General features: G+C 62.5%; 22 protein-coding genes. 11 read left to right on the forward strand and 11 right to left on the reverse strand.

All coding sequences use genetic code 11. The features are described from left to right. Nucleotides 1–99: 99 nt before the first annotated feature. From PQR27_RS03395 to PQR27_RS03415, 5 genes are all read right to left on the reverse strand, one after another. Complete coding sequence (locus PQR27_RS03395) at nt 100–1,401, reverse strand: DUF3443 domain-containing protein (protein ID WP_408522310.1); 1,302 nt, start codon at nt 1,399–1,401, stop codon at nt 100–102. A gap of 32 nt (nt 1,402–1,433) precedes the next feature. Further along, nucleotides 1,434–1,910 (reverse strand): DUF2844 domain-containing protein, encoded by a 477-nt coding sequence (locus PQR27_RS03400; protein WP_408522311.1) that lies wholly within the window; start codon nt 1,908–1,910, stop codon nt 1,434–1,436. Between the two features lie 237 nt (nt 1,911–2,147). Then, nucleotides 2,148–3,689 carry a TolC family outer membrane protein gene (locus tag PQR27_RS03405; RefSeq protein ID WP_408522312.1) on the reverse strand — a complete coding sequence of 514 codons (1,542 nt, stop codon included), beginning with the start codon at nt 3,687–3,689 and terminating at the stop codon, nt 2,148–2,150. Nucleotides 3,690–3,701: 12 nt separating this feature from the next. After that, the gene (locus tag PQR27_RS03410) at nt 3,702–4,025 is read right to left on the reverse strand and encodes a rhodanese-like domain-containing protein (RefSeq protein ID WP_408522313.1); all 324 of its coding nucleotides are present in this window, start codon (nt 4,023–4,025) and stop codon (nt 3,702–3,704) included. 75 nt (nt 4,026–4,100) lie between these two features. Continuing rightward, nucleotides 4,101–4,754 carry a protein-L-isoaspartate O-methyltransferase family protein gene (locus tag PQR27_RS03415; protein ID WP_408522314.1) on the reverse strand — a complete coding sequence of 218 codons (654 nt, stop codon included), beginning with the start codon at nt 4,752–4,754 and terminating at the stop codon, nt 4,101–4,103. A gap of 385 nt (nt 4,755–5,139) precedes the next feature. On the opposite strand from PQR27_RS03415, the gene PQR27_RS03420 reads away from it, so the two are divergent. From PQR27_RS03420 to PQR27_RS03445, 6 genes are all read left to right on the forward strand, one after another. After that, a complete protein-coding gene (locus tag PQR27_RS03420; RefSeq protein ID WP_408525392.1) occupies nt 5,140–6,126 on the forward strand; it encodes a LacI family DNA-binding transcriptional regulator in 987 nt (328 codons plus the stop codon). Nucleotides 6,127–6,129: 3 nt separating this feature from the next. After that, a complete protein-coding gene (locus tag PQR27_RS03425) occupies nt 6,130–7,617 on the forward strand; it encodes a sugar ABC transporter ATP-binding protein (RefSeq protein WP_408522315.1) in 1,488 nt (495 codons plus the stop codon). Continuing rightward, entirely contained in the window at nt 7,598–8,611 is a 1,014-nt protein-coding gene (locus PQR27_RS03430; protein ID WP_408522316.1) for an ABC transporter permease, read from the forward strand. Before PQR27_RS03425 ends, PQR27_RS03430 begins: the two co-directional genes overlap by 20 nt. 133 nt (nt 8,612–8,744) lie before the next feature. Further along, nucleotides 8,745–9,707: a substrate-binding domain-containing protein gene (locus PQR27_RS03435; protein ID WP_408522317.1), complete on the forward strand. Its 963-nt coding sequence runs from the start codon at nt 8,745–8,747 to the stop codon at nt 9,705–9,707. Nucleotides 9,708–9,765: 58 nt separating this feature from the next. Continuing rightward, the gene (locus PQR27_RS03440; protein WP_408522318.1) at nt 9,766–10,815 is read left to right on the forward strand and encodes a sugar phosphate isomerase/epimerase family protein; all 1,050 of its coding nucleotides are present in this window, start codon (nt 9,766–9,768) and stop codon (nt 10,813–10,815) included. Between the two features lie 30 nt (nt 10,816–10,845). Next, the gene (locus PQR27_RS03445; protein WP_408522319.1) at nt 10,846–11,991 is read left to right on the forward strand and encodes a Gfo/Idh/MocA family protein; all 1,146 of its coding nucleotides are present in this window, start codon (nt 10,846–10,848) and stop codon (nt 11,989–11,991) included. 39 nt (nt 11,992–12,030) lie between these two features. Here the strand turns inward: PQR27_RS03445 and PQR27_RS03450 are convergent, their stop codons facing one another. The 6 genes from PQR27_RS03450 to PQR27_RS03475 form a co-directional block, all read right to left on the reverse strand. After that, nucleotides 12,031–12,900: a molecular chaperone DnaJ gene (locus PQR27_RS03450; RefSeq protein ID WP_408522320.1), complete on the reverse strand. Its 870-nt coding sequence runs from the start codon at nt 12,898–12,900 to the stop codon at nt 12,031–12,033. Between the two features lie 319 nt (nt 12,901–13,219). Further along, complete coding sequence (locus PQR27_RS03455) at nt 13,220–13,480, reverse strand: hypothetical protein (RefSeq protein ID WP_012432018.1); 261 nt, start codon at nt 13,478–13,480, stop codon at nt 13,220–13,222. Nucleotides 13,481–13,541: 61 nt separating this feature from the next. After that, nucleotides 13,542–16,736: an efflux RND transporter permease subunit gene (locus tag PQR27_RS03460; RefSeq protein WP_408522321.1), complete on the reverse strand. Its 3,195-nt coding sequence runs from the start codon at nt 16,734–16,736 to the stop codon at nt 13,542–13,544. 15 nt (nt 16,737–16,751) lie between these two features. Beyond that, nucleotides 16,752–17,945, reverse strand: coding sequence for an efflux RND transporter periplasmic adaptor subunit (locus PQR27_RS03465; RefSeq protein ID WP_408522322.1), 1,194 nt, complete (start codon nt 17,943–17,945; stop codon nt 16,752–16,754). 194 nt (nt 17,946–18,139) lie between these two features. Next, nucleotides 18,140–19,300, reverse strand: a complete 1,161-nt coding sequence (locus tag PQR27_RS03470; protein WP_408522323.1) for an ABC transporter substrate-binding protein — start codon at nt 19,298–19,300, stop codon at nt 18,140–18,142. 43 nt (nt 19,301–19,343) lie between these two features. Further along, nucleotides 19,344–20,285 (reverse strand): CysB family HTH-type transcriptional regulator, encoded by a 942-nt coding sequence (locus tag PQR27_RS03475; RefSeq protein WP_408522324.1) that lies wholly within the window; start codon nt 20,283–20,285, stop codon nt 19,344–19,346. Between the two features lie 234 nt (nt 20,286–20,519). Between PQR27_RS03475 and PQR27_RS03480 the strand changes: the two genes are divergently transcribed. The 5 genes from PQR27_RS03480 to cysN all read left to right on the forward strand — a co-directional run bounded on the left by PQR27_RS03480 (nt 20,520) and on the right by cysN (nt 25,929). After that, complete coding sequence (locus PQR27_RS03480) at nt 20,520–22,199, forward strand: nitrite/sulfite reductase (RefSeq protein WP_408522325.1); 1,680 nt, start codon at nt 20,520–20,522, stop codon at nt 22,197–22,199. Nucleotides 22,200–22,224: 25 nt separating this feature from the next. Then, nucleotides 22,225–22,764: a DUF934 domain-containing protein gene (locus PQR27_RS03485; RefSeq protein ID WP_408522326.1), complete on the forward strand. Its 540-nt coding sequence runs from the start codon at nt 22,225–22,227 to the stop codon at nt 22,762–22,764. Continuing rightward, the gene (locus tag PQR27_RS03490; protein ID WP_408522327.1) at nt 22,761–23,507 is read left to right on the forward strand and encodes a phosphoadenylyl-sulfate reductase; all 747 of its coding nucleotides are present in this window, start codon (nt 22,761–22,763) and stop codon (nt 23,505–23,507) included. The genes PQR27_RS03485 and PQR27_RS03490 overlap by 4 nt, the downstream gene beginning before the upstream one ends. Nucleotides 23,508–23,630: 123 nt before the next feature. Further along, nucleotides 23,631–24,593 (forward strand): sulfate adenylyltransferase subunit CysD, encoded by a 963-nt coding sequence (gene cysD / locus PQR27_RS03495; protein ID WP_408522328.1) that lies wholly within the window; start codon nt 23,631–23,633, stop codon nt 24,591–24,593. Between the two features lie 22 nt (nt 24,594–24,615). After that, a complete protein-coding gene (gene cysN, locus PQR27_RS03500; protein ID WP_408522329.1) occupies nt 24,616–25,929 on the forward strand; it encodes a sulfate adenylyltransferase subunit CysN in 1,314 nt (437 codons plus the stop codon). Nucleotides 25,930–25,953 lie beyond the last annotated feature (24 nt).

The raw sequence follows: 25,953 nt of genomic DNA on the forward strand, positions 1-25,953 counted from the left end.
GCGGGCGATTAATGAGAGGTGCTGAAAAGTCCTAAGCGGGAGTCAGAAACGACCCCGGGCGGACGGTGTCTCACAACACTGTCCGCCCGCTGGCATTCGTCAGAACGCGACAAACGGTCCGCTCTGCTTACCGATCGTGTCGCTGCCGACGGTCGTATACACACTGCGGCCGTAAAAGAACGGCAGACCCCACATGAACATTTTCGATTTGGACTCGTACCAGCCGACGTTGTCGTAAGCGGCGTAGCCGTTCGCCAACAAGCGGAAGGCGCTGTCGATCGTGAAAGGCATATTGACGGGTGTCCCCTTGCCGTTAGTGGCCTCCATCGTGGCGGCCAGGTTCAGCGCGGTCGACGGCGTGTACCAGTTCGACGTGGTAGGAATCGAATCGTCCGGGAACGCGAACCCGTTGGTGCCGCTGTCGATCATGCTCCAGTTGAACACCTGACCTTGATACTGGGTCGTGAATTCGCCGTATTCATCCAACGCCAGAACCTTCACATTCGATGGCAATGCGTTGTTCGACTGCGTGCTGATACCGAACACCAGTTCGCCCGTGACACTCGCCTGGCCGCCCGCAGGCAGCTTCGGCAAGCGGATGATCGTGCCGTTGTTATCGCTCGAGAAAGCAGCGACCGGATTGATTACCTCCTTGTTCATCAGCATGCGCGTGTTGAAGCAAGCGTTGGCGGCCGTGCAATAGTAGTAATTCCCCGGCAGGGCGGTAGTCAACGCATCTTTCGAGTCATAGGTGCCGTAGCCGATGCCGAGAATCCCGTTGGCGCCAAGTCTTTCGGCGGTGCTGAGGTCCGGGCCACCGTGCGCGACGCAGTCCGATGGGATGTTGTACGCGCCGTCGCCAACCAGCTGAATAGGGATGTTGCTTGCGGTGCGGCTGCCGATTTTGATATCGGCACGTTTCACCGTGCCCCAGGTCGTGCCGGAGCCAAACGGCATGCATTCCGCGACTGGCGCAACGCCGCTTGCGTCGTCCACGGCGCCGACTTGCGTGAGCAACTGGGAAGCGAGTGTGGGCAGCGCGCTGGCCATGATGCGTACGCCCACCGATCCCGTATCCACCAGCATGCGGTCGACCGTCGTGCACTGGTTTGCGCCTTGCGTGCCGGGGACGCACACGGTGATTGTCGCGGACAGCATGTTGATGCTGCCCATCGAGTTGTCGACCCGAATCGGCACCGTGTTACTGCCGTTGCTGGAGGTATTCCCCGAATTCCCCGAACCGCCCGAGCCATCTGGCTTCTTGATCCAGTCGGGATCCGCGGACCAGGCGATTGAGCCATTGTTCTTGCTTCCGTTGCCATCACCTCCGCCGCCACACGCGGACAGCGTCAGGCCAAGCGCCACCAGCGCGAGCCAGAATGTCTTGTTGATTGTCTTCATCTTGTTGTCTTCCGCGAAATCGATGGGCCGTATTACTTGAGATCGCCCGGGCGGACGTTCGCCGGCATCAGGCGCGGCAGATACGCCATGCCGAAGAAATGCCCCAGACGCCCGGCTGACTCGATGCGGAAGTCACCGTTGCCTTCGATCAGCGGACCGGTACCGCGCGCACGGCTTTCGCCAGCGGCGACGAAGTTGGGAAAATAGCTGCCGAGCAACGCAGTCATGTCCGGACGGATCGGACCTTCCCAGGCAACGGCGAACACGGTGTTGGACGGCAGCACGTATTCGCGGATCGTGACGCCGTTGGCGTCGCGCGATTCACGTGTGGTGTACGGCGTGGCGGCGGCAGCGGTTACGGCGCCTGCGGCGGATTGCGGCGCGGCACGCAACATGGATTGAGTGGGGCTGGACGTGGTTGTGCCGGCGCTCGGCGCTCCGCCCAAGGTTGCATACGACGCAAGCGGCGACAGCATGGCCGTCAGCATCGCGATCTTCACGAGTCTCATCACACTGCTCCGGGGAAAAAACGGTCGGAGCATGTTGCCTGCGGGATGATCAGGAAACCGTAGGAAATTTCCTTGACGACAACGGGAAGGGGCTCAATGAAAGCATCGAGTCAGGATTGTTGCAACCTGTCTCAAGTTGCAAAGCGCAGACAAGGCGCAGCGTAAGCCGGCGATGAGCAGGCGCGCGGGCAGGCATTGCCCGGCCGAATGGACAAAAGGACGGAAGCCAAACGACGCCTACTGAGGCGCCGCGCCGTTCGGCATCATCCGCCGCCCGAGTTTGCCGGCGGCACCTTTTGCCGCGACACCCGGATGCGGCACGGCAGGAACATGCGGCAGCGCGGTCAACGCGCCGTCATCGACGGGCGATAGCAACGCGCTCAACTGCAGCACATCCTGATCGGTGAGATTCGCGGTGGAGGCCTTCAGCTTCAGGCTATTGATCAACGTGTCATAGCGCGCCTTCGCCAGATCGCGGCGTGCCGAAAACAGCTGGTCTTGTGCATTGAGCACATCGATATTGATGCGCACGCCGACCTGATAGCCAAGCAGATTCGATTCGAGCGAGGTACGCGCGGACTGCTCCGCGGTCTGTAGCGCACGCACCTGCGCCAATCCGCTTACTACGCCGAGAAACGCCTGGCGCGCGGTCAGTGCCGCGTTGCGCCGGGCGGTGTCGAGATCGGCGGCGGCCTGGTCTTCCAGCGCGAGCGTTTGGCGCACACGGCTTTGCGTCGCGCCGCCCGCGAAGATGGGAATCGTGACCTGCACGCCGATCGTGCTGTTGGTGTATGTCGACCCCAGGTTGCCCAGTTCCGCGGCGAGCGCCGGCGTGCCGGGCGCCGGCGTATTCGCGCCGCTGCCAAAGCCGCCACCGAAATTGCCACCGAAGTTGCCCGCGCCGGCCGCGCCGAGGCTGCTGCGCGAGCGGCTCGCGACCAGATCGACAGTCGGCAGATGGCCGGCCTTGGCCTTCGACGTCTCGCGTTGCGCGCTATCCAGCGCGATCTGTTTGAGCACGACCTGATAGTTGGCGTCGCTTGCCGCGTCGACCCACTGGTTGATGTCGGCAGGAACGGGTGGCGGCAGCGGCGCACTGGCGACGAGTCCGTCGACACGCTCGACCGGATGCCCGACGATCTGCTGCAACGCGGCCAGCTTCACCGCGAGATCGTTCTGCGCGGCGATTTCCTGCGAAATCGCCTGATCGTATTTGGCCTGCGCTTCGTTGGTATCCGTGATCGTCGTATTGCCGACTTCAAAGGACCGTTTGGCCGATTCGAGCTGCTGCGCGATCGAGGTCTTCTGCGAACGCACAATCGCAAGACTATCTTGCGCGGTGAGCGCGTCGAAGTAAGCCTGGCCGAGCCGCACGATCAGATCCTGACGCGCCTGTGCAAACGACGCCTGCGCGGAATCGACCGCGAGCTTGCCCTGCGCGTAGCCATACCAGCTATCCACGTGAATCAGCGGCTGCGTGAGCGAAATCACGTAGCCATTGCTATTGCCATAGGACGCCGGAAAGCCGCCGCCGAAATCGGTGTTCTGGCGGTTCGCGGTGAGCGACGCGGAGACTTGCGGCAGCAGTTTGGCGCGGGCGAGCGGCAGCTCTTCGCTATTGGCCGCGAGTGCGGCGCGCGCGCTTTGCAGTTGCGCGTCGCTTGAAAGCGCTTCGTCGTAGAGCTGGGAGAGGCCGACGGCCTGCGCGGGAAGCGCACCGCCAAACGCGCAGCCGAGCGCCAGAGCAGCCGCGAGGACCGGCACCCGCCGGCGCATCATGGGACCGTGCGGTCAGTAAGTGGGAACCGACGGATCGACCTGGCGCGACCACGCGTCGATCCCGCCTTGCAGATTGAAAACGTTGGTATGGCCGCGCGATTCGAGGAACATCGCGACCTGGGCGCTGCGCGCGCCGTGATGGCACACGCAGACGATCTGTGCGTCGTCGTCGAGTTCTTCGCTGCGGGCGGGAATCTCGCGCATCGGAATCAATACGGCGCCGGCGATCGACGCCGTCTGGATTTCCCACGGCTCGCGCACGTCGAGCAGCACGGGAGCGGGACGCGATTGATCGGCGAGCCATTCGGCGAGCGCGGGAGCGGACAGATTTTGCATCGGCAAGACATCCAGTTCAGGTTGCGGCGGCAAACCCACCGCACGGATAAACGTGAAACGTGCGAAATACGCAAATCAAAACTTGAAGCGCGGCGGCTGCACAGCGTTCAGCAACGGCTCGATATACGTTTCGAAGACGTCGGCAATACGGAATTGCTTGTCGTCGATACGCGTGATGATCTGCGCCTTCATGACCGGCGCGGCGCCGACGAAAGCTGCCAGACGGCCACCGACCTTCAGCTGTTCGAGGATTTCCTGCGGCAGCACGGGCAGGCCGCCCGACACGCAGATCACGTCGTAAGGCGCAGCGTCGGCCCAGCCGCGCGAAGCGTCGCCGGTGGTGACTTCGGCGTTCAGCACGCCGTTGGCGATCAGGTTGTTTCTGGCCAGTTCAGCCAGTTCCGGTTCGATATCGACCGTCAGCACGTGCTGCGCGCGATGCGCGAGCAACGCGGCCATGTAGCCCGAGCCCGCACCGATTTCAAGCACGCTCTCGTGTTTCTTCACCGCCAGTTCCTGCAGCACGCGCGCCTCGATGCGCGGCGCCAGCATGTGCTGGCCAGCCGGCAGCGGCACTTCGAAGTCGACGAAGGCCAGATCGCGGTACACAGCGGGGACGAAGTTTTCACGCTTGACGATCGAGAGCAGATTCAGCACGTCCTGGTCGAGCACTTCCCAGGGGCGGATCTGCTGTTCGATCATGTTGAAACGCGCTTGCTCGATGTTCATGGTGGGGTTCGGCGGTTTGGTTTGGCGAGTTTGGCGATTTTTTGCCACTGACCGGCGGCCTCGGCGCATTACTCAGCACGAGGGCCACGCAGGGTAACTGCGGGATTGTACCAAATGACGGCGTCAATCCACGCCGTTGCGGGCACCGCGCGGCTTCGCCGCAGCCCTGGCGCACATCCGGCACCCCCCCGGCGCACCCTGAGCGCCCCCGTGTTAATCCCTAGCCATCTGTCCTTGCGATTCCCGCTCCCATCGCTCAAAAATGTAATCGATTACATTTTCGAGGCCGGTTCACTTGTCCAAATCGCTGCCCAAAGCGTTGTCTGCGGACACGTCCGGGGCGCGTCGGCTGACCGAGGTTCAGCCGGTGCGTCCGGCCGAAGGCATGTCGATTGCCGACGTGGCGCAGCAGGCGGGGGTGTCGGTGGCGACGGTATCGCGTGTGCTGAACGGCCACGAGAACGTGCGGCCCGCGACTCGCGACAAGGTGCTGGCCGCCATCGACGCCAGCGGCTATCGCGTCAACGAACTCGCGCGCAATCTGCGCACGGCGGAAAGCCGCCTGCTGCTGACCATGGTGCCCGACGTCGGCAACCCGTTCTATGCGGAGATCGTGCGCGGCATCGATAGCGTCGCGCGCCAGCACGGCTACTTCATGCTGCTATGCGACACCGGCGCCGATCCGGGCCGCGAGCGCAGCTACTTCGACCTGCTGCGGCGCCGCCGCGCGGACGGCGCGATCTGTCTCGATCCGGCGGCCATTCAACAGGCGCTCGGCGAAGCATCCAGTGCGCTGCCCTGGGTGGCCTGCTGCGAGTTCGACCCGGCGGTGGGCGTGCCGTATGTGGGCATCGACAATTACCGCGCGGCAGGCGACGCCGTGCGGCATCTGCTTGCGCGCGGTCATCGGCGCATTGGGCTGATCAATTCGGACGTGGACTACCTCTATGCGCGGCAGCGTCAGCAGGGCTATCTGGACGCGCTGGCCGAGGCCGGCATTACGCCGCACGAGCATTGGCGGATGAACCTGAACAGTCTCGACTACGAAGCGGGCGCGTCGGCCGCGGCCGTGCTGGTGCAGCAACCGCAGGCGCCGAGCGCGATCTTCGCGGTGTCCGACACGCTCGCGATCGGTGTGATCCACGGCCTGCGCAGTGTCGGCAAACGCGTGCCGGACGATATCGCGGTAGTCGGCTTCGACGATATTTCGCTTGCCGCGCAAATCGATCCGCCACTCACCACCATTGCCCAGCCGATGCGCGAACTCGGCGAAACGGCTGCGCGCCTGCTGCTGCAACGGCTCGCAAATCCTTTGGCGAACGTGCCGGGCGTGCTGCTGCCGCATCGGCTCGTGATCCGCGGGAGCGCATAAGTCATGAGCCTCGCCGTCCGTTTCGACGACATCCGCAAAGACTTTGGGCCAGTGCGCGTGCTGCATGGGGTGAGTTTCGACCTTGCGCCAGGGCGTATTTACGGCTTGCTCGGCGAGAACGGCGCGGGCAAATCGACACTGATGAAAATCCTCTCCGGCTACGAGTCCGCGACCACCGGCACGTTACTGATCGACGGCCACGCGCAGCAGTTCACCAGTTCGCGTGATGCGGAAGCGGCGGGCATTGTGCTGATCCACCAGGAATTCAATCTGGCGGAGCACATGTCGATTGCGCAGAACATGTACCTCGGCCACGAAAAGCGCCGCGGCTGGATGGTCGACGATGCCGCGATGCGCAGCGAGGCGAAGCGCTACCTGGCGGCAGTGGGGCTTGCGAAGCCGCCGGATACCAAGGTGCGCGACCTGATCGTCGCCGAGAAGCAGATGGTGGAGATCGCCAAGGCGCTGTCGCGCAACGCGCGTCTGCTGATCATGGACGAGCCGACCGCCACGCTCACGCCGTCCGAAACCGAGCGCCTCTTCACGCTGATGAAAAAGTTGAAGGCGGAGGGCGTCACCCTGATCTACATCTCGCACAAGCTCGATGAGGTCGAACACATTACCGACGAGGTGATCGTGATGCGCGACGGCCGCTTCGTCGCGCGTGGCGAAACGTCAGGACTCGCGCGCCAGCAGATGGCCAATTTGATGGTAGGTCGCGACCTCTCCGACATGTTCCCGGACAAGGTGGCTGTGCCCGCCGATGCGCCCATTGCGCTGAAAGTGAATGGCCTCGTCGTGCCGGACTGGGTCGAGGAGTTGAGCTTCGAGGTGCGCGCGGGCGAAGTGCTGGGCTTTGCCGGCCTCGTCGGTGCAGGGCGTACCGAGGCCTTCGAGGCGATCCTGGGCTTGCGCAGGCGCACGGCAGGTCGCATAGAGATTGGCGGCCAGGCAGTGGACCTCAAGAAACCACGCGATGCGATGCGCCATGGCCTCACGTATCTGAGCGAAGACCGCAAGGGCAAGGCCCTGCATGTGAATCTGAATCTTCAGGACAACCTCACGTTGATGACGCTCGAACGCTACACGCATCCGCTGCTCGATCTGAAGGCGGGGCGCGCGGCGCTGGCCCAGGCCGTGAGCGATTTCGGCATCCGCACCGGCGATCTGTCGAGCCGCGCGCGCATGCTCTCCGGCGGCAACCAGCAGAAACTCGCGCTCGCCAAATTCCTGCAGCCCAATCCCAACGTGATCGTGCTCGACGAACCGACGCGCGGCGTCGACGTCGGTTCGAAGCGCGACATCTATTTCCTGATTCACCGTCTCGCCGCGCAGGGCCGCGCGGTGATCGTCATTTCATCCGAACTGATCGAACTGATCGGCTTATGCCATCGCGTCGCCGTGATGCGCGCGGGGCGTCTGCAGGCGACGCTCGATCTCGATCACCTGACCGAAGAGGAGTTGATCGCTCATGCGACCGGCACCCACTGAAGCTGCGCAATCCGGCCGCGCGATGCGTCTCGCGCACCATCTCTACGGGCTTGGTCCGCTCGCGGGGCTGGTCGTGCTGTGCATCGCCGGCACGTTGCTCAATCACGATTTCGCCACCGTCGACAACATGATGAACGTGCTTACGCGCACGTCGTTTATCGGCATCATCGCGGTGGGCGAGACCTTTGTCATTATCTCGGGCGGTATCGATCTGTCGGTCGGTTCGATGGCGGCGCTGATCGCGGGCAGCATGATCTGGCTGATGAACGGGCTTTCGGCGGGCGTCGGCGGCCACACGTTTTCGCCGTTGATGATCATCGCGCTCGGCATGGTGGTCGCGCTGGTGCTCGGTGGACTGTTTGGCTGGGCGCACGGCCTGCTGATCACCAAAGGGCGGATCGAACCGTTCATCGTCACGTTGGGCACGCTCGGCATTTTTCGCGCAGTGCTGACGTGGCTCGCGGATGGCGGCGCGCTCACGCTCAACAATTCGTTGACCGATCTCTACAGCCCCGTCTATTACGCCAGTCTGCTCGGCGTGCCGGTGCCGATCTGGGTTTTTCTGGTGGTTGCCGCCGGTGGTGCGTTGATCCTGAATCGCACCGCATTTGGACGGCATGTGCAGGCAATCGGCTCAAATGAACAGGTGGCGCGCTACGCGGCAATTCGTGTCGATACGGTGAAGATCGTCACGTACGTGCTCCTGGGTATCTGCGTGGGCGTCGCGACGGTGCTGTATGTGCCGCGCCTCGGTTCCGCGACACCCACCACCGGAATTTTGTGGGAACTGGAAGCGATCGCGGCAGTGGTGGTCGGCGGCACCGCGCTTAAAGGCGGCGAAGGGCGCGTGGTGGGCACCGTCATCGGCGCGATCCTGCTGTCCGTGATCGCCAACATTCTCAATCTGACCAGCATCATCAGCGTGTATCTGAACGCTGCGGTGCAGGGCGCCGTGATTATCGTCGTGGCGTTTCTGCAGCGCGGACGACGGTAAGTGGTGGAAGTGGGTGGGTAGAAAAGCAGTCCAGCAATGCGGGGCGCGTGAGGGCCTCATAACCAGCAACCATCTCGCATGGTTCCGGAGTAACCGCTACAAGGCCAACTCTGGTCGACACAGGAGACACAACATGAAGCAGGTCATTCGAGCGATCAGCGCCGGCGTGCTGGCGTTGGGGATACTGGGCACGGCGGGCGCGGCGCGCGCCGACGACAAGGTGATTCTGGGCGTGGCGATACCGACCGCGGATCACGGTTTTACGGGCGGCATCGACTGGTGGGCCAATAAAGCCAAAGAGGATATGGAGAAGGCGCATCCCGACCTGAAAGTGATCCTGAAGACCTCGGCGAGCGCACCGGAGCAGGCGAACCAGCTGCAGGACATGGTGACCGTCAACAAGATCAACGCGCTCGTGATCTTCCCGCATGAATCGGCCTCGCTGACGCAACCGGTTGCGCAGGTGAAGAAGAAGGGGATCTACGTGACGGTGGTCGATCGCGGGCTCACCGACACTAGCGCACAGGATGCGTATGTGGCGGGCGACAACACCGCGTTTGGCCGGCTCGCCGGCGAGTACTTCTGCAAATCGCTGAACGGCAAGGGCGACATCGTCGCGTTGCGCGGCATTCCGACCACGCTCGATAACGAACGCTACACCGCGTTTACCGCCGCGTTGAAGGCGTGCCCTGGCGTGAAGGTGCTCGACGCCAAATACGCCAACTGGAACCGCGACGACGCATTCAAGGTGATGCAGGATTACCTGACGCGCTTCAAGCACATCGACGCAGTGTGGTCCGCGGATGACGACATGTCGGTGGGCGTGCTCAAGGCGATCGATCAGGCCAAGCGTACTGACATCAAGGAAGTGCTGGGCGGCGCGGGTTCGAAAGAGATGATCAAGCGTGTGATGGATGGCGACAAGCTGATCAACGCCGACGTCACGTATTCGCCGAAATTCATCTACGACGCAATCAAACTCACGGCTGAGGCGCGCCTGAAGGGTGAAAAGCTGCCGGCGACGACGATCGTGCCGTCGGTGCTCGTCACCAAGGAAAATGCCAAGGAATACTACTTCCCCGCTTCGCCGTTCTGACGCGTGATGGCGCCCGCTTGACGGCGGGCGTCCTATCCTTTGATCGAGGAGCAATACGATGAAAACCATCAAGGGGCCGGCGATTTACCTGGCCCAGTTTCTGGGCGACAAGGCGCCTTTCGACACGCTCGAAAACATGGCCACATGGGCCGCGAGTCTGGGCTACAAAGGCATTCAGGTGCCGGTGGATACGCGGCTGATCGACATCGAACAGGCGGCGTCGAGCCAGACGTATTGCGATGAATTGCTTGGCACGGTGGCCGACGCGGGTGTGCAGATCACCGAGCTGGCTTCGCATCTGCAAGGCCAACTGGTTGCGGTGCATCCCGCGTATGACCTGCTATTTGACGGCTTCGCCGCGCCGCACGTGCGCGGCAATCCGCAAGCGCGCACCGAGTGGGCAATCCAGCAGTTGAAGCTGTGCGCGCAGGCGTCGCGGCGCCTTGGGCTTGATACCCATGTGTCGTTTTCTGGCGCGCTTGCGTGGCCCTACGTGTATCCGTGGCCGCAGCGTCCCGCTGGTCTGGTCGAAACCGCGTTCGATGAACTCGCGCGCCGCTGGCGGCCGATTCTCGATGCGTTCGACGAAGCCGGCGTCGACATCGCCTACGAGTTGCATCCGGGCGAGGACCTGCACGATGGCGTGACGTTCGAACGTTTTCTCGAGCGGGTGGATGGGCACCGGCGCGCGAACATCCTGTTCGATCCGAGCCACTACGTGCTGCAGCAACTCGATTACCTGTCCTTCATCGATATTTATCACGAGCGCATCAAGGTCTTTCACGTGAAGGATGCGGAGTTTCGTCCGACCGGCCGGGCAGGCGTGTACGGCAGTTATAGCGGCTGGACCGAGCGCCCTGGGCGCTTCCGTTCACTCGGCGACGGACAGATTGATTTCGGCGCGATCTTCTCGAAGATGGCGCAATACGATTTTCCCGGCTGGGCGGTGCTCGAATGGGAGTGCGCGCTGAAGCATCCACAGGACGGCGCGAGCGAAGGCGCGGAGTTCATTCGTCGGCACATCATTCGGGTTGCCGAACATACATTCGACGATTTTGCCGGGAGCGGCGTTGATGCGGCGCAGTTGAACCGCGTGCTGGGTATTTGACCACGATCGATCGCAGAAGGAGTCAGAGCGATGTCACACAGAAGGCTCAGGTTGGGCATGGTCGGCGGCGGGCAGGGCGCGTTCATCGGCGCGGTGCATCGGATCGCGGCACGGCTCGACGATCGTTTCGAACTGGTGGCGGGCGCGTTGTCGTCCGATCCGCAGCGTGCGCAGGCGAGCGCCGCCGAGGCCGGCATCGCGCGCAGCTACGCGGACTGGCGCGAGATGGCGCGTGCAGAAGCTGCGCGTACCGACGGTATCGACGCGGTAGCGATCGTCACGCCGAATCATCTGCACGCACCGGTGGCAACGGCGTTTCTCGAAGCCGGTATTCACGTGATCTGCGACAAGCCGCTCGCGATTTCACTTGCTGAAGGCGAGGCGCTCGCAAAGCTCGCGCGTGAGAAGAACAGGCTGTTCGCGCTGACGCATACGTATTCCGGGTATCCGCTGGTGCGGCACGCGCGCGAACTCGTCGAAGCAGGTGAGCTGGGTGAAATACGCGTGGTGCAAGTCGAGTACGCGCAGGACTGGCTCTCTGAACCGCTAGAAACGAGCGGCACGAACAAGCAGGCGGGCTGGCGTACGGACCCGTCTCTCGCGGGTCCTGCCGGCTGTCTCGGCGACATCGGCACGCACGCGTACCACCTTGCCGCGTTCATTACGGGGATGACGCCGTCGTCGCTTTCGGCGGAGTTGCATACGTTTGTTCCGGGACGCCGCATCGACGATCACGTGCAGGCCATGCTGCGTTATGCGAACGGCGCGCGTGGCATGCTGTGGGCCAGCCAGGTGGCGGCGGGGGCGGAAAACGCGTTGCGTCTACGGGTGTATGGGACGAAAGCGGGGTTGAGCTTCGATCAGGAGAACCCGAACGAATTGTGGTTCACGCCGTTGGGCGGTTCGGCTGAGCGCCTGACGCGCGGGCGCGTGAAAGGCGCGATCGCGGCGCATGCGACGCGCGTTCCGCCGGGACATCCTGAAGGTTATCTGGAAGCGTTCGCGCAGTTGTACAAGGATGCAGCGTTGCAGATCGAAGCTTTGAACGGGGGTGGCGCGTTGCCCGCCGAAAGCCTTTTGCTCACCACGGTGGACGATGGCGTTGCCGGTTTGCGTTTTATCGATGCCGTGCTGGCGAGTAGTGCGGCGGACGGGCAGTGGCGCGAGATTCACTGACGCCGCCGATGCAGACAGATCGCACCGGTCCTCAGGTTCTCACGCGAGATAGCGGCTAATATCAATGCGGGCGATTTTCTTTTGCAGCTTCATCTCCTCGACCTTCTCCTTGAGCCAGATCTTGACGTTCCGGATATCTTCGAAGTCGGTCAGATCCTGCTGGATTTCGACGATCCATTGCTGGTGCGCGAGAATCTCGTAGGCGAGATCGCTTGTCATGTCTTTCGGTGTGGCGAAGTCGTAGGGATCCAGGCCGTAGGTTGCCTTGAGGTCAGTCTCGACGCGGACGATTTCCTGGTCCAGATCGGCAACTTGCTGCTTCAGAATCTGGTTGTAGTATTTCAACCGCTCTTCGCTAATTGCGTTGACTGCATTCTGATCGAGATGCTCCAACTCAAGCTGCAATTCCAGCAATTGCAACAGATTTCTCTTGTTGTAAGCGTCATTTGCTCGCTGCATCAATGCAGTTTTGCTCTTGCGCGTTTCCGGGTCGCTTTCGCGGTCGGGGTGCAACTCACTGGCTAGCTTGCGATAAAGCTCGCGAAGCGACAGGTTGCGTTGAGCCCCTTCTTCCATGTGCCTTTTCTCTGCCGCCAGCCGTTGCGCGGATTTCTTGCTCGCGGTCTCGGGCTTGTCTTCCGGTGGTTTGTTTGCGGCGTTCTCTTTTGCTTCGTGTTGAGCCCTTAGAGCATGAACGCGTGCCAGCACTTCGTCGCGCGAACTCATGTCGAGATCGTCGCCCAGTTCCGTGCCCAACATTTCTTCGAGGTTTGCCTTGAAATCCTTCAACTCGGCGGCGGCTTCACGGTCATAGTCCGAACCGCTGTGCCGATTGTAGATTTCCTTCAATCGTGCGTCTTCACGTTGGGCGAGCAGATTTCTGGCCATCGTGCTGGCGAATTCGGCCACGTTCCGTCGCTCGGACGCTGTGAGTTCTTTGCGGTTAGACGCTGCGTCGAGGCAACATGCCATGTCGATCCGCAAGCCCAGATACGCGTCTTTTAGCGGCAGCAGTTCGTCGACGTACTTGCGGTGGAAACCCGGCGCAAAGTTTTCCCAGGCACTCAAGGTGGCACGGCGCTTTTGAATCCGTTTGATAAGCGCGTTGAACGCTTTCTGGGCTTTCGACAGGACGGGCTGGTTGTGGTCGGGCGCAATGCTGACAGACTTGGCATTTGTCTCGGTCATGAAGGCATCTCGTTGATAGTCGAGTTGTTGATGGCGCGGCTCAACCGCCCTTGCTTTTCTTGATCTGTTCTTCGAACGCGATGTCCAGCTTGCTTGCCTTGCGTGGTTTCGGCGGCCCGAAACCGTCTACAAACTTCACGAAGTCGTCGAGTGTGAGCGGATCGGACACTTTCTTGTCGGTGCCGCTCGATTTATCGACCAGATAGAACAGGCCGCCGGAGAGGCTGATCGCGGCGAACTGCGGGTTGCCGCTGCGCGTTTTCAGACGCTCGACAGCGTGGATGGCTCGGGTGGTGCGCATGATGTGGGACTGCCGGGTCGGTGAAAGAGTTCTACTGTAGCAACTTCGAGAGTGGCGCGCGTCATTGCGCCGAGCGGCGGAATTTACGCCGCACCCAGTCCCCCCAATCCTCCAGCACCGTATACACCACCGGCACCACCACCAGCGTCAGGATCGACGACGTAATCACCCCGCCGATCGCCGTCTGCCCGAGCGGCCCGCGCTGCTCGCCGCCTTCGCCGAGACCGGCCGCCAGCGGCAGCATGCCGAAGATCATCGCCAGCGTGGTCATCAGAATCGGCCGCAGACGCACGCGCGCTGCTTCGAGCAGCGCCTCGCGCCGCTCCATCATCCGGCCCTTGCCGGACGCGTCGAGCAGGGTGCCACGCCGGGCCTGATTCGCGAAGTCCACCAGCAGAATTGCGTTCTTCGTCACGAGGCCCATCAACATCACGAAGCCGATGATCGAAAACATGTTCAGCGTGCTGCCGAACAGCAGCAGTGCGATCAGCACGCCGATCAGCGTGAGCGGCAGCGACGCCATGATCGCGAGCGGCTGCGCGAAGCTCGCGAACTGCGACGCCAGGATCATGTAAATGAACACCACCGCCAGCGCCAACGCCTCCACCGCGTACACGAACGATTCGTTCATGCTCTTGGTCGAGCCTTCGAAGCGGTAGTGATAGCCCGCCGGCAGATGCATGGCGTCGAGCGTCTTCGCGATATCCGAAGCGACTTCGCCGGGCGAGCGGCCGTTCACGTTCGCCGACAACATCACCTCGCGTTGCAGGTCGCGCCGGTTCAACACATCCGGCCCGGTCGTCGTGACGATATCCGCGATCTGCCGCAGCGGCACCAGCACGGGCGCACCGTTCGCGTCGGTGCGATTGGTGGCGATCATCAGCTTCGCCAGATCGTCGACGTCCTGGCGCTGCGAACGCGGCAACCGCACGCTGACGTCGTAGTCCTGGTCGTCGGGCGCGCGCCATGTGCTGATGGCGTCGCCCGACAGAAGCGGCCGCAGCGCCGTGCCGATATCGGCGACGCCAACGCCCAGATCGGACGCCAGTTCACGCTTGACGTTGATCGCCACGATCGGCTTATCCGCCTTGAGGCTCGAATCGAGATCGACAAGGCCGGGAATCTTCGCCATGCGCGCCTGCGCGGCATCGGATAGGCGGCGCAGTTCGTCGATGTTGTCGCCCTGCATGCTCAACTGGATCGCCTTCGTGCTGCCGGCGCCGTCCGGCACGCCGATTTCGGTAATCTCCACGCCCGCCACGGAAGCGAGGCGCGCGCGAAACACCTGGTTCAGTTCCACCATGCCACGCGTGCGATCGCGCCGGTCTTTCAGCCGCACGGTAATCAGCGCGGTGTTCTTGCCTTGCGTGTTGCCGGAATTGATCGTCGCATACGTGAAGCGCACCTCCGGGTAGGTGGCGAGAATCGCCTGCACCTGTTCGACCTTGTCCGAGGTGGCTTCGAGCGAGGTGCCCACCGGCGTGTTCAAGCCGATCTGCGTTTCGGAGAAGTCCGCGTTCGGCACGAATTCCGTACCCACGAACGGCACCAGAAACAGGCTGCCGAAGAAGGTCGCCGCGGCCACCACCAGCGTGATCGCGCGATGCCTGAGCGACCAGCCGAGCAGGCGCTGATAGAACCCGGTGAGGCGGTCGATCTGCGTGTCGAACAGATGCAGAAAACGCGCGATGGTGCGTCCGTAGCGATAGCCCTTGCGGCCGGTGTCGGCGTCATGCAGATCGGGGTCCGGCCAGATCGACGACAACATCGGGTCGAGCGTGAACGACACGAACATCGAGATCAGCACGGCCGCGGCCACCGTAATGCCGAACTGATGGAAGAAGCGGCCGATGATCCCGCCCATGAAACCCACCGGCAGGAACACGGCGACGATCGAGAAGGTGGTCGCCAGCACGGCGAGCGCGATTTCCTTCGTGCCGTCGAGCGCGGCCGTGCGATGGTCCGCGCCGAGTTGCACGTGGCGCACGATGTTCTCGCGCACCACGATTGCGTCGTCGATCAGCAAACCGACGCAGAGCGACAGCGCCATCAGCGTGATCACATTGATCGTGAAGCCACACGCGTACATCACGGCGAACGTGCCGATCAGCGCGATCGGCAGCGTGAGGCCAGTGATCACCGTGCTGCGCCACGAGCCGAGGAACAGGAACACGATCAGCACCGTCAGCAGCGCGCCTTCCAGCAGCGTGCGCTTCACTTCGTTGACGCTGTCTTCGATATTGATCGACGAATCGTCGGTGATGCTGAGTTGCACACCGGGTGGAAGTTGCGGCTGCAAACGCGCGACTTCGTCGCGTACGCCGTGGGCGACATCCACCGTGTTCTCGCCTTGCGCCTTGATGATCGACAGGAACAACGCGCGCTGGCCGTTCAGCAACGCCATGCTGTCGGGTTCCTGCTGACCGTCCACGACATCGGCGACCTGATCGAGCGTGACCGGCTGCGTGGCGGAAGACGCGCTCGGAATCGCCGACTGCGCGCCGCGCCGCGCGACGATGATGCGCTTGAAATCGTCCGGCTTCTCGAAGCGGCCCTTGACCTGCACGGTCTGCTCGACGTTGCGGGAGGTCAGCGGGCCGGCGGGAATCTCCTGATTCTCGTTCTGCACCGCGCGGATCACCTGGTCGACGCCGATCGACAACGCCTGCAGCTTCTGCGGATTCACGTCGATCTGCACCTGGCGCTTCACGCCGCCCACGAGCGTGACCGAGCCGACGCCACGCACCGTTTCGAGCCGCTTGCGCACGATCTGATCGGCGACGGTGGTGAGATCGCGCGTCGACAGCGATGCGCCCGGCGCGTTCGATACGGCCACCGTGACAATCGGCATATCCGCCGGATCGTAACGCAGCACGCGCGGCTCCTTCACGCCGTCGCGCAGATCGGGGCGGATCAGCGCGATCTTGTCGCGCACGTCCTGGGCGGCCTGCACCGCATCCACGGACAAATCGAACTGCACGATCACGACCGACTGCGCGTCATACGAACGCGACGTGATTTCGTCGATGCCGCTGATCGTATTGACCGCCTCCTCGATCTTGCGCGTCACGTCGGACTCGACCGATTCCGGCGACGCGCCCGGATAGGCGGTCTGGACGACCACGATCGGGAAGGTGATGTCCGGGAACTGATCGACCTTCAGCCGCTGATACGAAAACAGACCGATGACGACAAACGCCATCATCATCATCGTGGCGAGCACCGGGTTGCCGATGCTGATGCGGGTGAACCACATAGGGCGGGGCTCCGGTCAGCGAGTGGCGCCGGCCGCTTGCGGCCCGGATTGCCCAGATGGCCCAGCTTGCGCAGGCTTCACGACATGCACGGTGCTGCCGATCCGCAACGAGCCGAGATTGTTCCTGACGATCTGCTGGCCGAGCGCCAACGGGCCGCCGCTGATCTCGGTCCACGCGTCGTCGTTGCCTTCGCCGTCGGCGTCGCCGGTTGCGCCGGTCTGCACCGGCTGTTCGACCAGCTTGCCGTCGATCAGCGCGTAGACGCTGCGGCGCGTGCCGTCGGTGCGCACCGCGGTGGCGGGCACGACCAGCACGTTCTGCCGGCTGCCGACCGCGATCGTGCCGGTGCCGAACATGCCGACCCGCAGCGTGGCCGACGGATTGGCGATCCGCACATACACCATGATGGAACGCGAGCCGGCCTGAGCGGCCGGGTTGATGCGCGTGATCGCGCCGAGCACGGGCGCGTCGATGCCGTCGAAGGCGATGCGCACCGGCTGGCCGATCCGCACCCGCCCGATCTCGCCGACCGGCACCGGCGCCTCCAGTTCGAGCGTGCGCAGATCCACCACGTCGAACAGCTTGGTATCGACGGCGACTTTCTCGCCGGGCTCGACCGAGCGCGACGCGATCTGCCCGTCCAGAGGCGAGCGTACGACGGTATCGGCCAGCGACAGATTCGACGAAGCGAGCGCGGCCTTCGCCGCGTCGAGATTCGCGCGGGCGATTTCGTACTGGCTCTGCGCGGTGTCGAACGCGTTCTTCGAAATGAAGCCTTTCTCGACCAGCACGCGATTGTTGTCGAGCGTCTGTTTGGCGATGTCGAGCTGGCCGGCCATGGCCGCCATCTGTCCGCGGGTCTGCTCGGCGCGTGCCAGATAGTCGCGCGCATCGATTCTGGCGAGAATCTGACCGGTCTTGACCGAATCGCCTTCGCGCACCTCGACTTCGAGTGCGGAGCCGGCCACTTTCGATTTCACCGCGGCTTGCGTGACCGCGCGCAGCGAACCCGTCAGCGGCAGCGTTTCGGAGAGCGTACGACGGCTAACGGTGGTGAGGTCCTCGGGCGCGAATTCGACGATCGAGGCGGCCGTATCGGTTGCGGCTGCGGGGGCGCTGCGCTTTCTGATGGCCTGGCCGATCGCGATGGCGAGGATCACGACAGCCACAACGGTGGCGATGATGATGCGTTTTCTGGTTGTTTGCATGCGCGGTCTGACGGACTTCACGGACTGGGCGATGCGCGGCGACGCCTGATCAGGGCGCCGCGCTCGCACGGAATCGGCAAATTAGCCTGAGCCTGCGGTCACCGCAAGCTGGCCGTCAGCATGGTACACGCAGCGTGCCCGATACGCGGCACCCAAACGGCGTAGTCAGGCGGCGCGCATGCTTTTCTTGACGCTTATTGACTCAAGTACGTGAACTTGCCGTTCTTGATGACGCCCATCACGCTGGCGCGTTGATCGAGGCCGACGTGATCCTTGGCGCTCGTATTGACCACGCCATTCGGCACGACCAGTTCATGCGCATGTTCCAGTTCGTCGCGCAACGCCGCGCGGAATGCCGGCGTGCCCGGCTGAGCCGTTTTCAATGCGCGCGCCACTGCGTCCTGAAGACGCGGATACACGCCCGCTGCATCGCCCGCGAACTGGGTGACACTGCCCGCACCGTACTTCGCCTCATATTCGCTCGTGAACGCGAGCGCCGCTTTCCTGGCCGGATGATCGGCGGGCAGCGTGTGCGCGACCACCACCGGCTGGGTGGGGAACAGCGTACCCTCCACGTCCTTGCCGCCCAGCTTGATGAATTCCGGCGTGGCGATGCCATGGGTCTGGTAAATCGGGCCTTTGAAGCCGCGTTCGATCAGCGTGCGCTGCGGCAGCACGGTCGGCGTGCCGGCGCCGGCAATCAGGATCGCGTCGGGTTTGGCGGCCATCAGCTTGAGAATCTGGCCAGTGACGCTGGCGTCGGTGCGGTTATAGCGCTCCGTTGCCACCAGTTGAATGTGCCGCAAAGCCGCGAACTTGCTGAACTCGTTGAGCCAGCTTTCGCCGTAGCCGTCCGCGAAACCGATGAAGCCCACCGTCTTCACGTTGTGGTTCGACATGTAGCGCGTCATCACGTCGGCCATCGCGCTGTCGGTCTGCGCCATCTTGTAGGCCCACACCTTCTTGCCTTCCTGCGGTTCGACCACGCTCGCGGAGCCGACCAGCGTGATCATCGGCGTCTGGCTTTCGGCAACCGGATCGAGCGCCGCCATCGCCGCCGGCGTGATATTCGGGCCAACGATCACGTCGACATGATCTTCATTGATCAGCTTGTGGACGTTGCGCACGGCGGTGCCCGGATCGGAACCGTCGTCGAGGAAAATGTAGTCGGCTTTCTGGCCGGCGATCGTGGCCGTCCACATCAGCATCGCGTTCTTGCTGGTGATGCCGATCACGGCGGCCGGGCCGGTGCTCGACAGATCGATGCCGACCTTGATATCGGCATGTGCTGCGGTGGCGAGCAAGAGCGCGCCGAGAGCGGCCAGGCCGCGAAGTCTGTTTTTATGCGACGTCATCGAGAGGTCTCCGTAGCGGGGATAGCAGGAAGCGGTGGTGATGTTAAAGTTCGTAGGTTTCGTGTTCGCCTTTTAGCGCCTGCTCGATCAGCTTGCGGTTCATACTCGGCGACAGCAGTTCGACGAGCGTATACACATAGCTGCGCAGATAGGCACCCTGTTTCAGTGCGACCCGCGTCACGTTGCTGCCGAACAGGTGGCCGACCGGCATCGCCCGCAAATGGCGGTCGCGCTCGGCGTTGAACGCGATGTCCGCCATGATGCCGACGCCCAGACCCAGTTCCACATAGGTCTTGATCACGTCGGCGTCGATCGCCTCCAGCACGATGTCCGGATGCAACCCGCGCAGGCGGAACGCCTCGTTGATCTTGGTGCGGCCGGCGAACGCGTTGTCGTAGGTGATCAGCGGATACTGGGTCAGATCGTCTAGCGACAGAAGTTTGCGGTCGAGCAGCGGATGGTCCGGCTGCATCACGGCGAGGTGGTACCACTGGAAGCACGGCAGCGACACCAGTTCCTTATAGTTAGCGATCGCTTCGGTGGCGATGGCCAGGTCCGCCTGATCGTGCAGCACCATTTCGGCCACCTGGGTCGGGCTGCCTTGCAAGATTGAAAGGTGAACTTTCGGGAAGCGCTTCTTGAATTCGGCGATGGCGGCCGGAAGTGAGTAGCGCGCCTGAGTATGCGTGGCGGCGATCACCAGATTGCCCTGATCCTGCGCCGCGTAATCTTTACCGACCCGCTTCAGGCTCTCGACTTCCTGCAAGATCTTCTCGACTGACTGCAGAATGATGCGCCCCGGCTCGGTCAGCGAACGCACGCGTTTGCCGTGCCGCGTGAAGATTTCCACGCCCAGTTCATCCTCCAGCTCGATGATCGCCTTGGAGACGCCCGGCTGGCTTGTAAACAGCGCTTTAGCCGCCTCGGTGAGGTTGAAGTTCTGGCGCACGGCCTCGCGGACGAAGCGGAATTGGTGCAGGTTCATATATAACCTCTCCGCATATCAAAATAATTTTTTAGTCGTTTGAAATATAAGGCGAGTTTATTACGATCTGTCCATCTTTTTCAATATGGATATCTGTATTTGTCATAAGCAAATGAGAGATAGGTCTAAACCCTGACTCTCAGGCGCTGACAAAGAGATATCCGGAGCGCGGCGAAATCGGGTGGCCGGCCCCCGGATCGCCGTGTGTTACTGCAAAAAAATTGGGGTCCCCGAATGTACCAATACGATCAGTACGACCAGACCATCGTCGATGAACGGGTTGTGCAGTATGCCGACCAGGTTCGCCGCCGCTTGTCGGGCGAATTGAGCGAAGAGGAGTTCCGTCCGCTGCGCCTGCAGAACGGGCTGTACCTGCAGCGCCACGCGTACATGCACCGCATCGCGATTCCGTACGGCAACCTGCGCAGCGACCAGATGCGCGTGCTGGCGCAGATCGCACGCGAGCACGACCGCGGTTACGGCCACTTTTCGACGCGCTCGAACATCCAGTACAACTGGATCAAGCTCGAAGAAACGCCGGAAATCCTGCGCAAGCTCGCCGCGGTGCAGATGCACGGCATCCAGACTTCGGGTAACTGTATTCGTAACATCACGGCCGACCAGTTCGCCGGCGTGGCGCCGGACGAAGTAGTCGATCCGCGTCCGTGGGCAGAAATCCTGCGTCAATGGTCGACGTTCCATCCGGAATTCGCATGGCTGCCGCGTAAGTTCAAGATCGCTGTGTCGGGTTCGAAGGAAGACCGTGCTGCCGTGCAGATTCACGACATGGGCGTGTATCTGAAGAAGAACGAGCAGGGCGAACTGGTGGCTGATATCCTGGCCGGCGGCGGCATGGGCCGTACGCCGATCATCGGTGCGATCATCCGCCGCGATCTGCCGTGGCAGCACCTGCTGACGTACTGCGAAGCCGTGCTGCGCGTGTACAACCGCTACGGCCGTCGCGACAACATGTACAAGGCGCGTATCAAGATTCTCGTGAAGGCGCTGAGCCCGGAGAAATTCTCGGCGCAGGTCGAAGAGGAATGGCAACACCTGAAGGACGGTCCTTCGACCCTCACGCAAGCCGAAGTCGATCGCGTGTCGCAATACTTCCAGCCGCCGGTGTACGAAAAGCTGGCTGATACCGACGCATCGTTCGAAAAGCATCTGCTGGAAAGCCGCCCGTTTGCACGCTGGGTCGAACGTAACGTGCGTCCGCACAAGGTGACGGGTTATGCATCGGTCACGTTGTCGCTGAAGCCGACCACGATCGCTCCGGGCGATGCAACCGACGCGCAAATGGAAGCGGTGGCCGATTGGGCCGACGAGTACTCGCTTGGCGAAATCCGCGTGTCGCACGAACAGAACCTGATTCTCGCCAACGTGAAGAAGCGCGATCTGTTCGCGCTGTGGGAAAAAGCCAAGGCACAAGGTTTCGCGACGCCGAACATTGGCTTGCTGACCGACATCATCGCGTGCCCGGGTGGCGATTTCTGCTCGCTCGCGAACGCGAAGTCGATTCCGATCGCGCTGGCGATTCAGGAACGTTTCAACGATCTCGACTACGTGTACGACCTGGGCGACGTGTCGCTGAACATTTCGGGCTGTATCAACGCGTGCGGTCACCACCACGTCGGCAACATCGGCATTCTGGGCGTCGATAAGGACGGCTCGGAGTGGTATCAGGTGACGCTCGGCGGCGAGCAGGGTACGGGCGCGACTGGCGCGCACCTCGGCCGCGTGATCGGCCCGTCGTTCTCGGCCGAAGAAATGCCGGACGTGATGAGCAAGGTGATCGATACGTTCGTGGAGAACCGCCACGAAGGCGAGCGCTTCATCGAAACGTACAACCGCATCGGCATCACCCCGTTCAAGGAACGGGTGTACGCCTCGCGCCAACCGGCTCACGCGTAACCGCCGCGATACAAGGAACTAGCAGATGGCTTCGATTATCAAGAACCGCGCGATCGTCAACGATGACTGGACGGTAGTGCGCGCAGCGGAAGACGGCAGCTTGCCCGCGGTAGATGCACTGCCGGCCGGCAAGGTGCTGGTGCCGCTCGCATTTTGGCAGGCTGCGCGCGAGGCGTTGATCGCTTCGCGCAGCGCCGCCGAGATCGGCGTGTGGCTCGCGCCGGATAGCGAACCGGCGGATATCGTCGGCGACTTCGACAAGATTGCGCTGATCGGCGTGGACTTCCCGGTGTTCCGCGACGGCCGTGGCTATAGCATCGGCCGCCTGTTGCGCGAGCGCTATGGCTACACGGGTGAACTGCGCGCGATCGGCGATGTGCTGCGCGATCAGATCACGTTCATGTTCCGCTGCGGTTTCGACGCCTACGCGCTGCGCGAAGACAAAGATTTCGACGACGCGCTGAAAGCGTTCGACGAATTCAGCTTCAACTACCAGGGCGCGGTGAACACGTCGCCGCTGTTCCGCCGCCGTGAAGCGGGCGAACTGGCCAAGGCATCGGCATGAGCAGCGCAGAATCGCTCACGCCGGAGCTTGCTGCGAAGGTCGAGCGGCTCGACGCATTGCTCGACTCGATCGCCGCGCGTCACGCGAACGTGAAGCTCGCCAGCAGTCTCGCTGCCGAAGACATGTTGCTCACGCACGCGATTCTCTCGCGCGGCGTGAAGATCGGCATTTTCTCGCTGAATACCGGGCGTCTGCATGCTGAAACGCTCGGCATGCTCGATCGTGTGAAAGAGCGCTATGGCTACGAGATCGAGCAGTTTCATCCGCAAGCTGCCGCGGTCGATGAATACGTTGCTTCGCATGGTCTGAATGCGTTCTACGAAAGCGTCGATCTGCGCAAGCGCTGCTGCGAAATCCGCAAGGTCGAGCCGTTGAACCGCGCGCTCTCGGATGTCAGCGCATGGGTAACGGGCCAGCGCCGCGAGCAGTCGGTGACGCGTGCTGAACTGCACGCGGAAGAACACGACGCCGCGCGCAATATCGCCAAGTTCAATCCACTGACGGACTGGACCGAGACCGAGGTGTGGGACTACCTCAAGGCGTTCGACGTACCGGTCAATCCGCTGCATGCGCGTGGTTATCCGAGCATCGGCTGCGAGCCCTGTACCCGCGCGATCCGTCCCGGCGAAGATAGCCGGGCAGGGCGCTGGTGGTGGGAGTCGCGCGATACGAAGGAATGCGGGCTGCACATCACGACGATTACACCGATTCCCGTCGGCAGCAGCGAAAACGCCTCTGCTTGACGGTGCGGCAAAGTCCAGGTGAATTCAGGCCTTGGCTTTTGCACTGAACGCCGCACATACCGATTTGAATACTTCCGCGACGCAGGCAACCGCTTGCGACGCGAACCAACGAAGGACCCAGATATGAGCACCACGCTCGATTCCACTGTCAATGCACCGCTCGCCAACACGGCGAACCGGATGGATCACCTCGATTGGCTCGAAGCCGAGTCGATTCACATCCTGCGCGAACTGGTCGCCGAATGCAGCAAGCCTGCGCTGCTGTTCTCGGGCGGCAAGGATTCGGTAGTGGTGCTGCACCTCGCACTGAAGGCCTTCGGCATTGGCGCGAATCGCAAGACCGTGCTGCCGTTCCCGCTCGTGCATATCGACACCGGCCACAACTATGACGAAGTGATCGACTTCCGCGATCGTCGTGCGAAAGAGATCGGCGCTGAACTCGTGGTGGGTCACGTTGAAGATTCGATCAAGCGCGGCACCGTGCGCCTGCGCCGCGAAACGGATTCGCGCAACGCCGCGCAAGCCGTCACGCTGCTCGAAACGATCGCCGAACATGAGTACACCGCGCTGATCGGCGGCGCGCGCCGCGACGAAGAAAAGGCCCGTGCGAAAGAACGGATCTTCTCGTTCCGCGACGAATTCGGCCAATGGGATCCGAAGGCGCAGCGCCCGGAACTGTGGAGCCTGTTTAATGCGCGTCTGCACAACGGCGAGCATCTGCGCGTGTTCCCGATTTCGAACTGGACGGAACTCGACGTGTGGCAATACATCGCCCGTGAACAGCTGGAACTGCCGTCGATCTATTACGCGCATCAGCGCGAGATCGTGCGACGCAACGGCCTGCTGGTGCCGGTCACGCCGATTACGCCGATGCGTGAAGGCGAAACCAGCGAAACCGCGCTGGTGCGTTTCCGCACGGTGGGCGATATCAGCTGCACGTGCCCGGTGGAAAGCGACGCGGACGATCTCGAGAAGATCATCGCAGAAACGGCCGTAACCGAAATCACGGAACGCGGCGCGACGCGGATGGACGATCAGGTCTCCGAAGCCGCGATGGAACAGCGCAAGAAGCAAGGTTATTTCTAAGCACACGACGAAGGCAATGCAAATGAATATTCATCAACCAGAAGACCTCGGCGTGCTGCGTTTCATCACTGCGGGTAGCGTCGACGACGGCAAGAGCACGTTGATCGGCCGCCTGCTGTACGACAGCAAAGCGGTATTGAGCGATCAACTCTCGGCACTGTCGCGCGCGAAAAACAAGCGTACCGTCGGCGACGAAATCGATCTGTCGCTGCTGACCGACGGCCTCGAAGCCGAGCGCGAGCAGGGCATCACGATCGACGTCGCGTACCGCTACTTCGCCACGGCCAAGCGCAAGTTCATCATCGCCGATACGCCGGGCCATGAGCAGTACACGCGCAATATGGTGACCGGTGCCTCGACCGCGCACGCGGCGATCATCCTGGTCGACGCAACGCGTGTGACCTTTGTGGATGGCGTCGCGCAACTGTTGCCGCAAACCAAGCGTCATAGCGCGATCGTGAAGCTGCTCGGCTTGCAGCATGCGATTGTCGCGATCAACAAAATGGATCTGGTCGACTACAGCGAAACGCGCTTCAACGAGATTCGCGATGCGTATGTCGAACTCGCGCGTCAGCTGGGTTTGAACGACGTGCGCTTCGTGCCGGTGTCGGCGCTCAAGGGCGACAACATCGTGACGGCGAGCGAAAGCATGCCGTGGTATGCGGGCGAGCCGTTGCTCGACGTGCTCGAAGCGTTGCCGGTCGAAGTGCCGACCGGTCAGGCGCTGCGTTTTCCGGTGCAATGGGTGGCGCGCCAGGACGGCAGCCAGGCCGACGATTTCCGCGGCTACATGGGCCGCGTGGAAGCGGGTGAAGTGAAGGTGGGCGACACGATCGTCGTGTTGCCGGCGAATCGCGAAGCGACGATTGCCGAGATTATCGCCCCGGTGACGGGCGGCACCGCGCAGGTGGATCGCGCGTTTGCGGGCCAAACCGTAACGATTCGTCTGGCAGAAGACGTCGACGTTTCGCGCGGCGACACCTTCGTGCTGCGCGAGGCGGCGCCGGAGCCGGCGAAGAAGCTCGAAGCCGACTTGTGCTGGTTCGACGACACGCCGCTGTCGACGCAACGCAAGTATCTGTTGAAGCAGACCACCAATACGGTGTTCGCGCGCATCGGCGCGATCAAGGAAGTGCTGGACGTGCATACGCTGTCGCAAGCGACTGATCGCAAGGAACTGGCGATGAACGACATCGGCCGCGTGTCGTTGACGCTGCAAAAGCCGCTGGTGTGCGACGCGTACGACTCGCATCAGGGCACGGGTGCATTCGTGCTGATCGACGAAGCGACGCATCACACAGTCGCGGCCGGCATGATTCGGGCGTTTTCGGCGTAAGCGGAACGGCGCGCGGCGGAGCAC

This window comes from Paraburkholderia fungorum (assembly GCF_046027215.1).
GTDB lineage: Bacteria > Pseudomonadota > Gammaproteobacteria > Burkholderiales > Burkholderiaceae > Paraburkholderia > Paraburkholderia fungorum_D.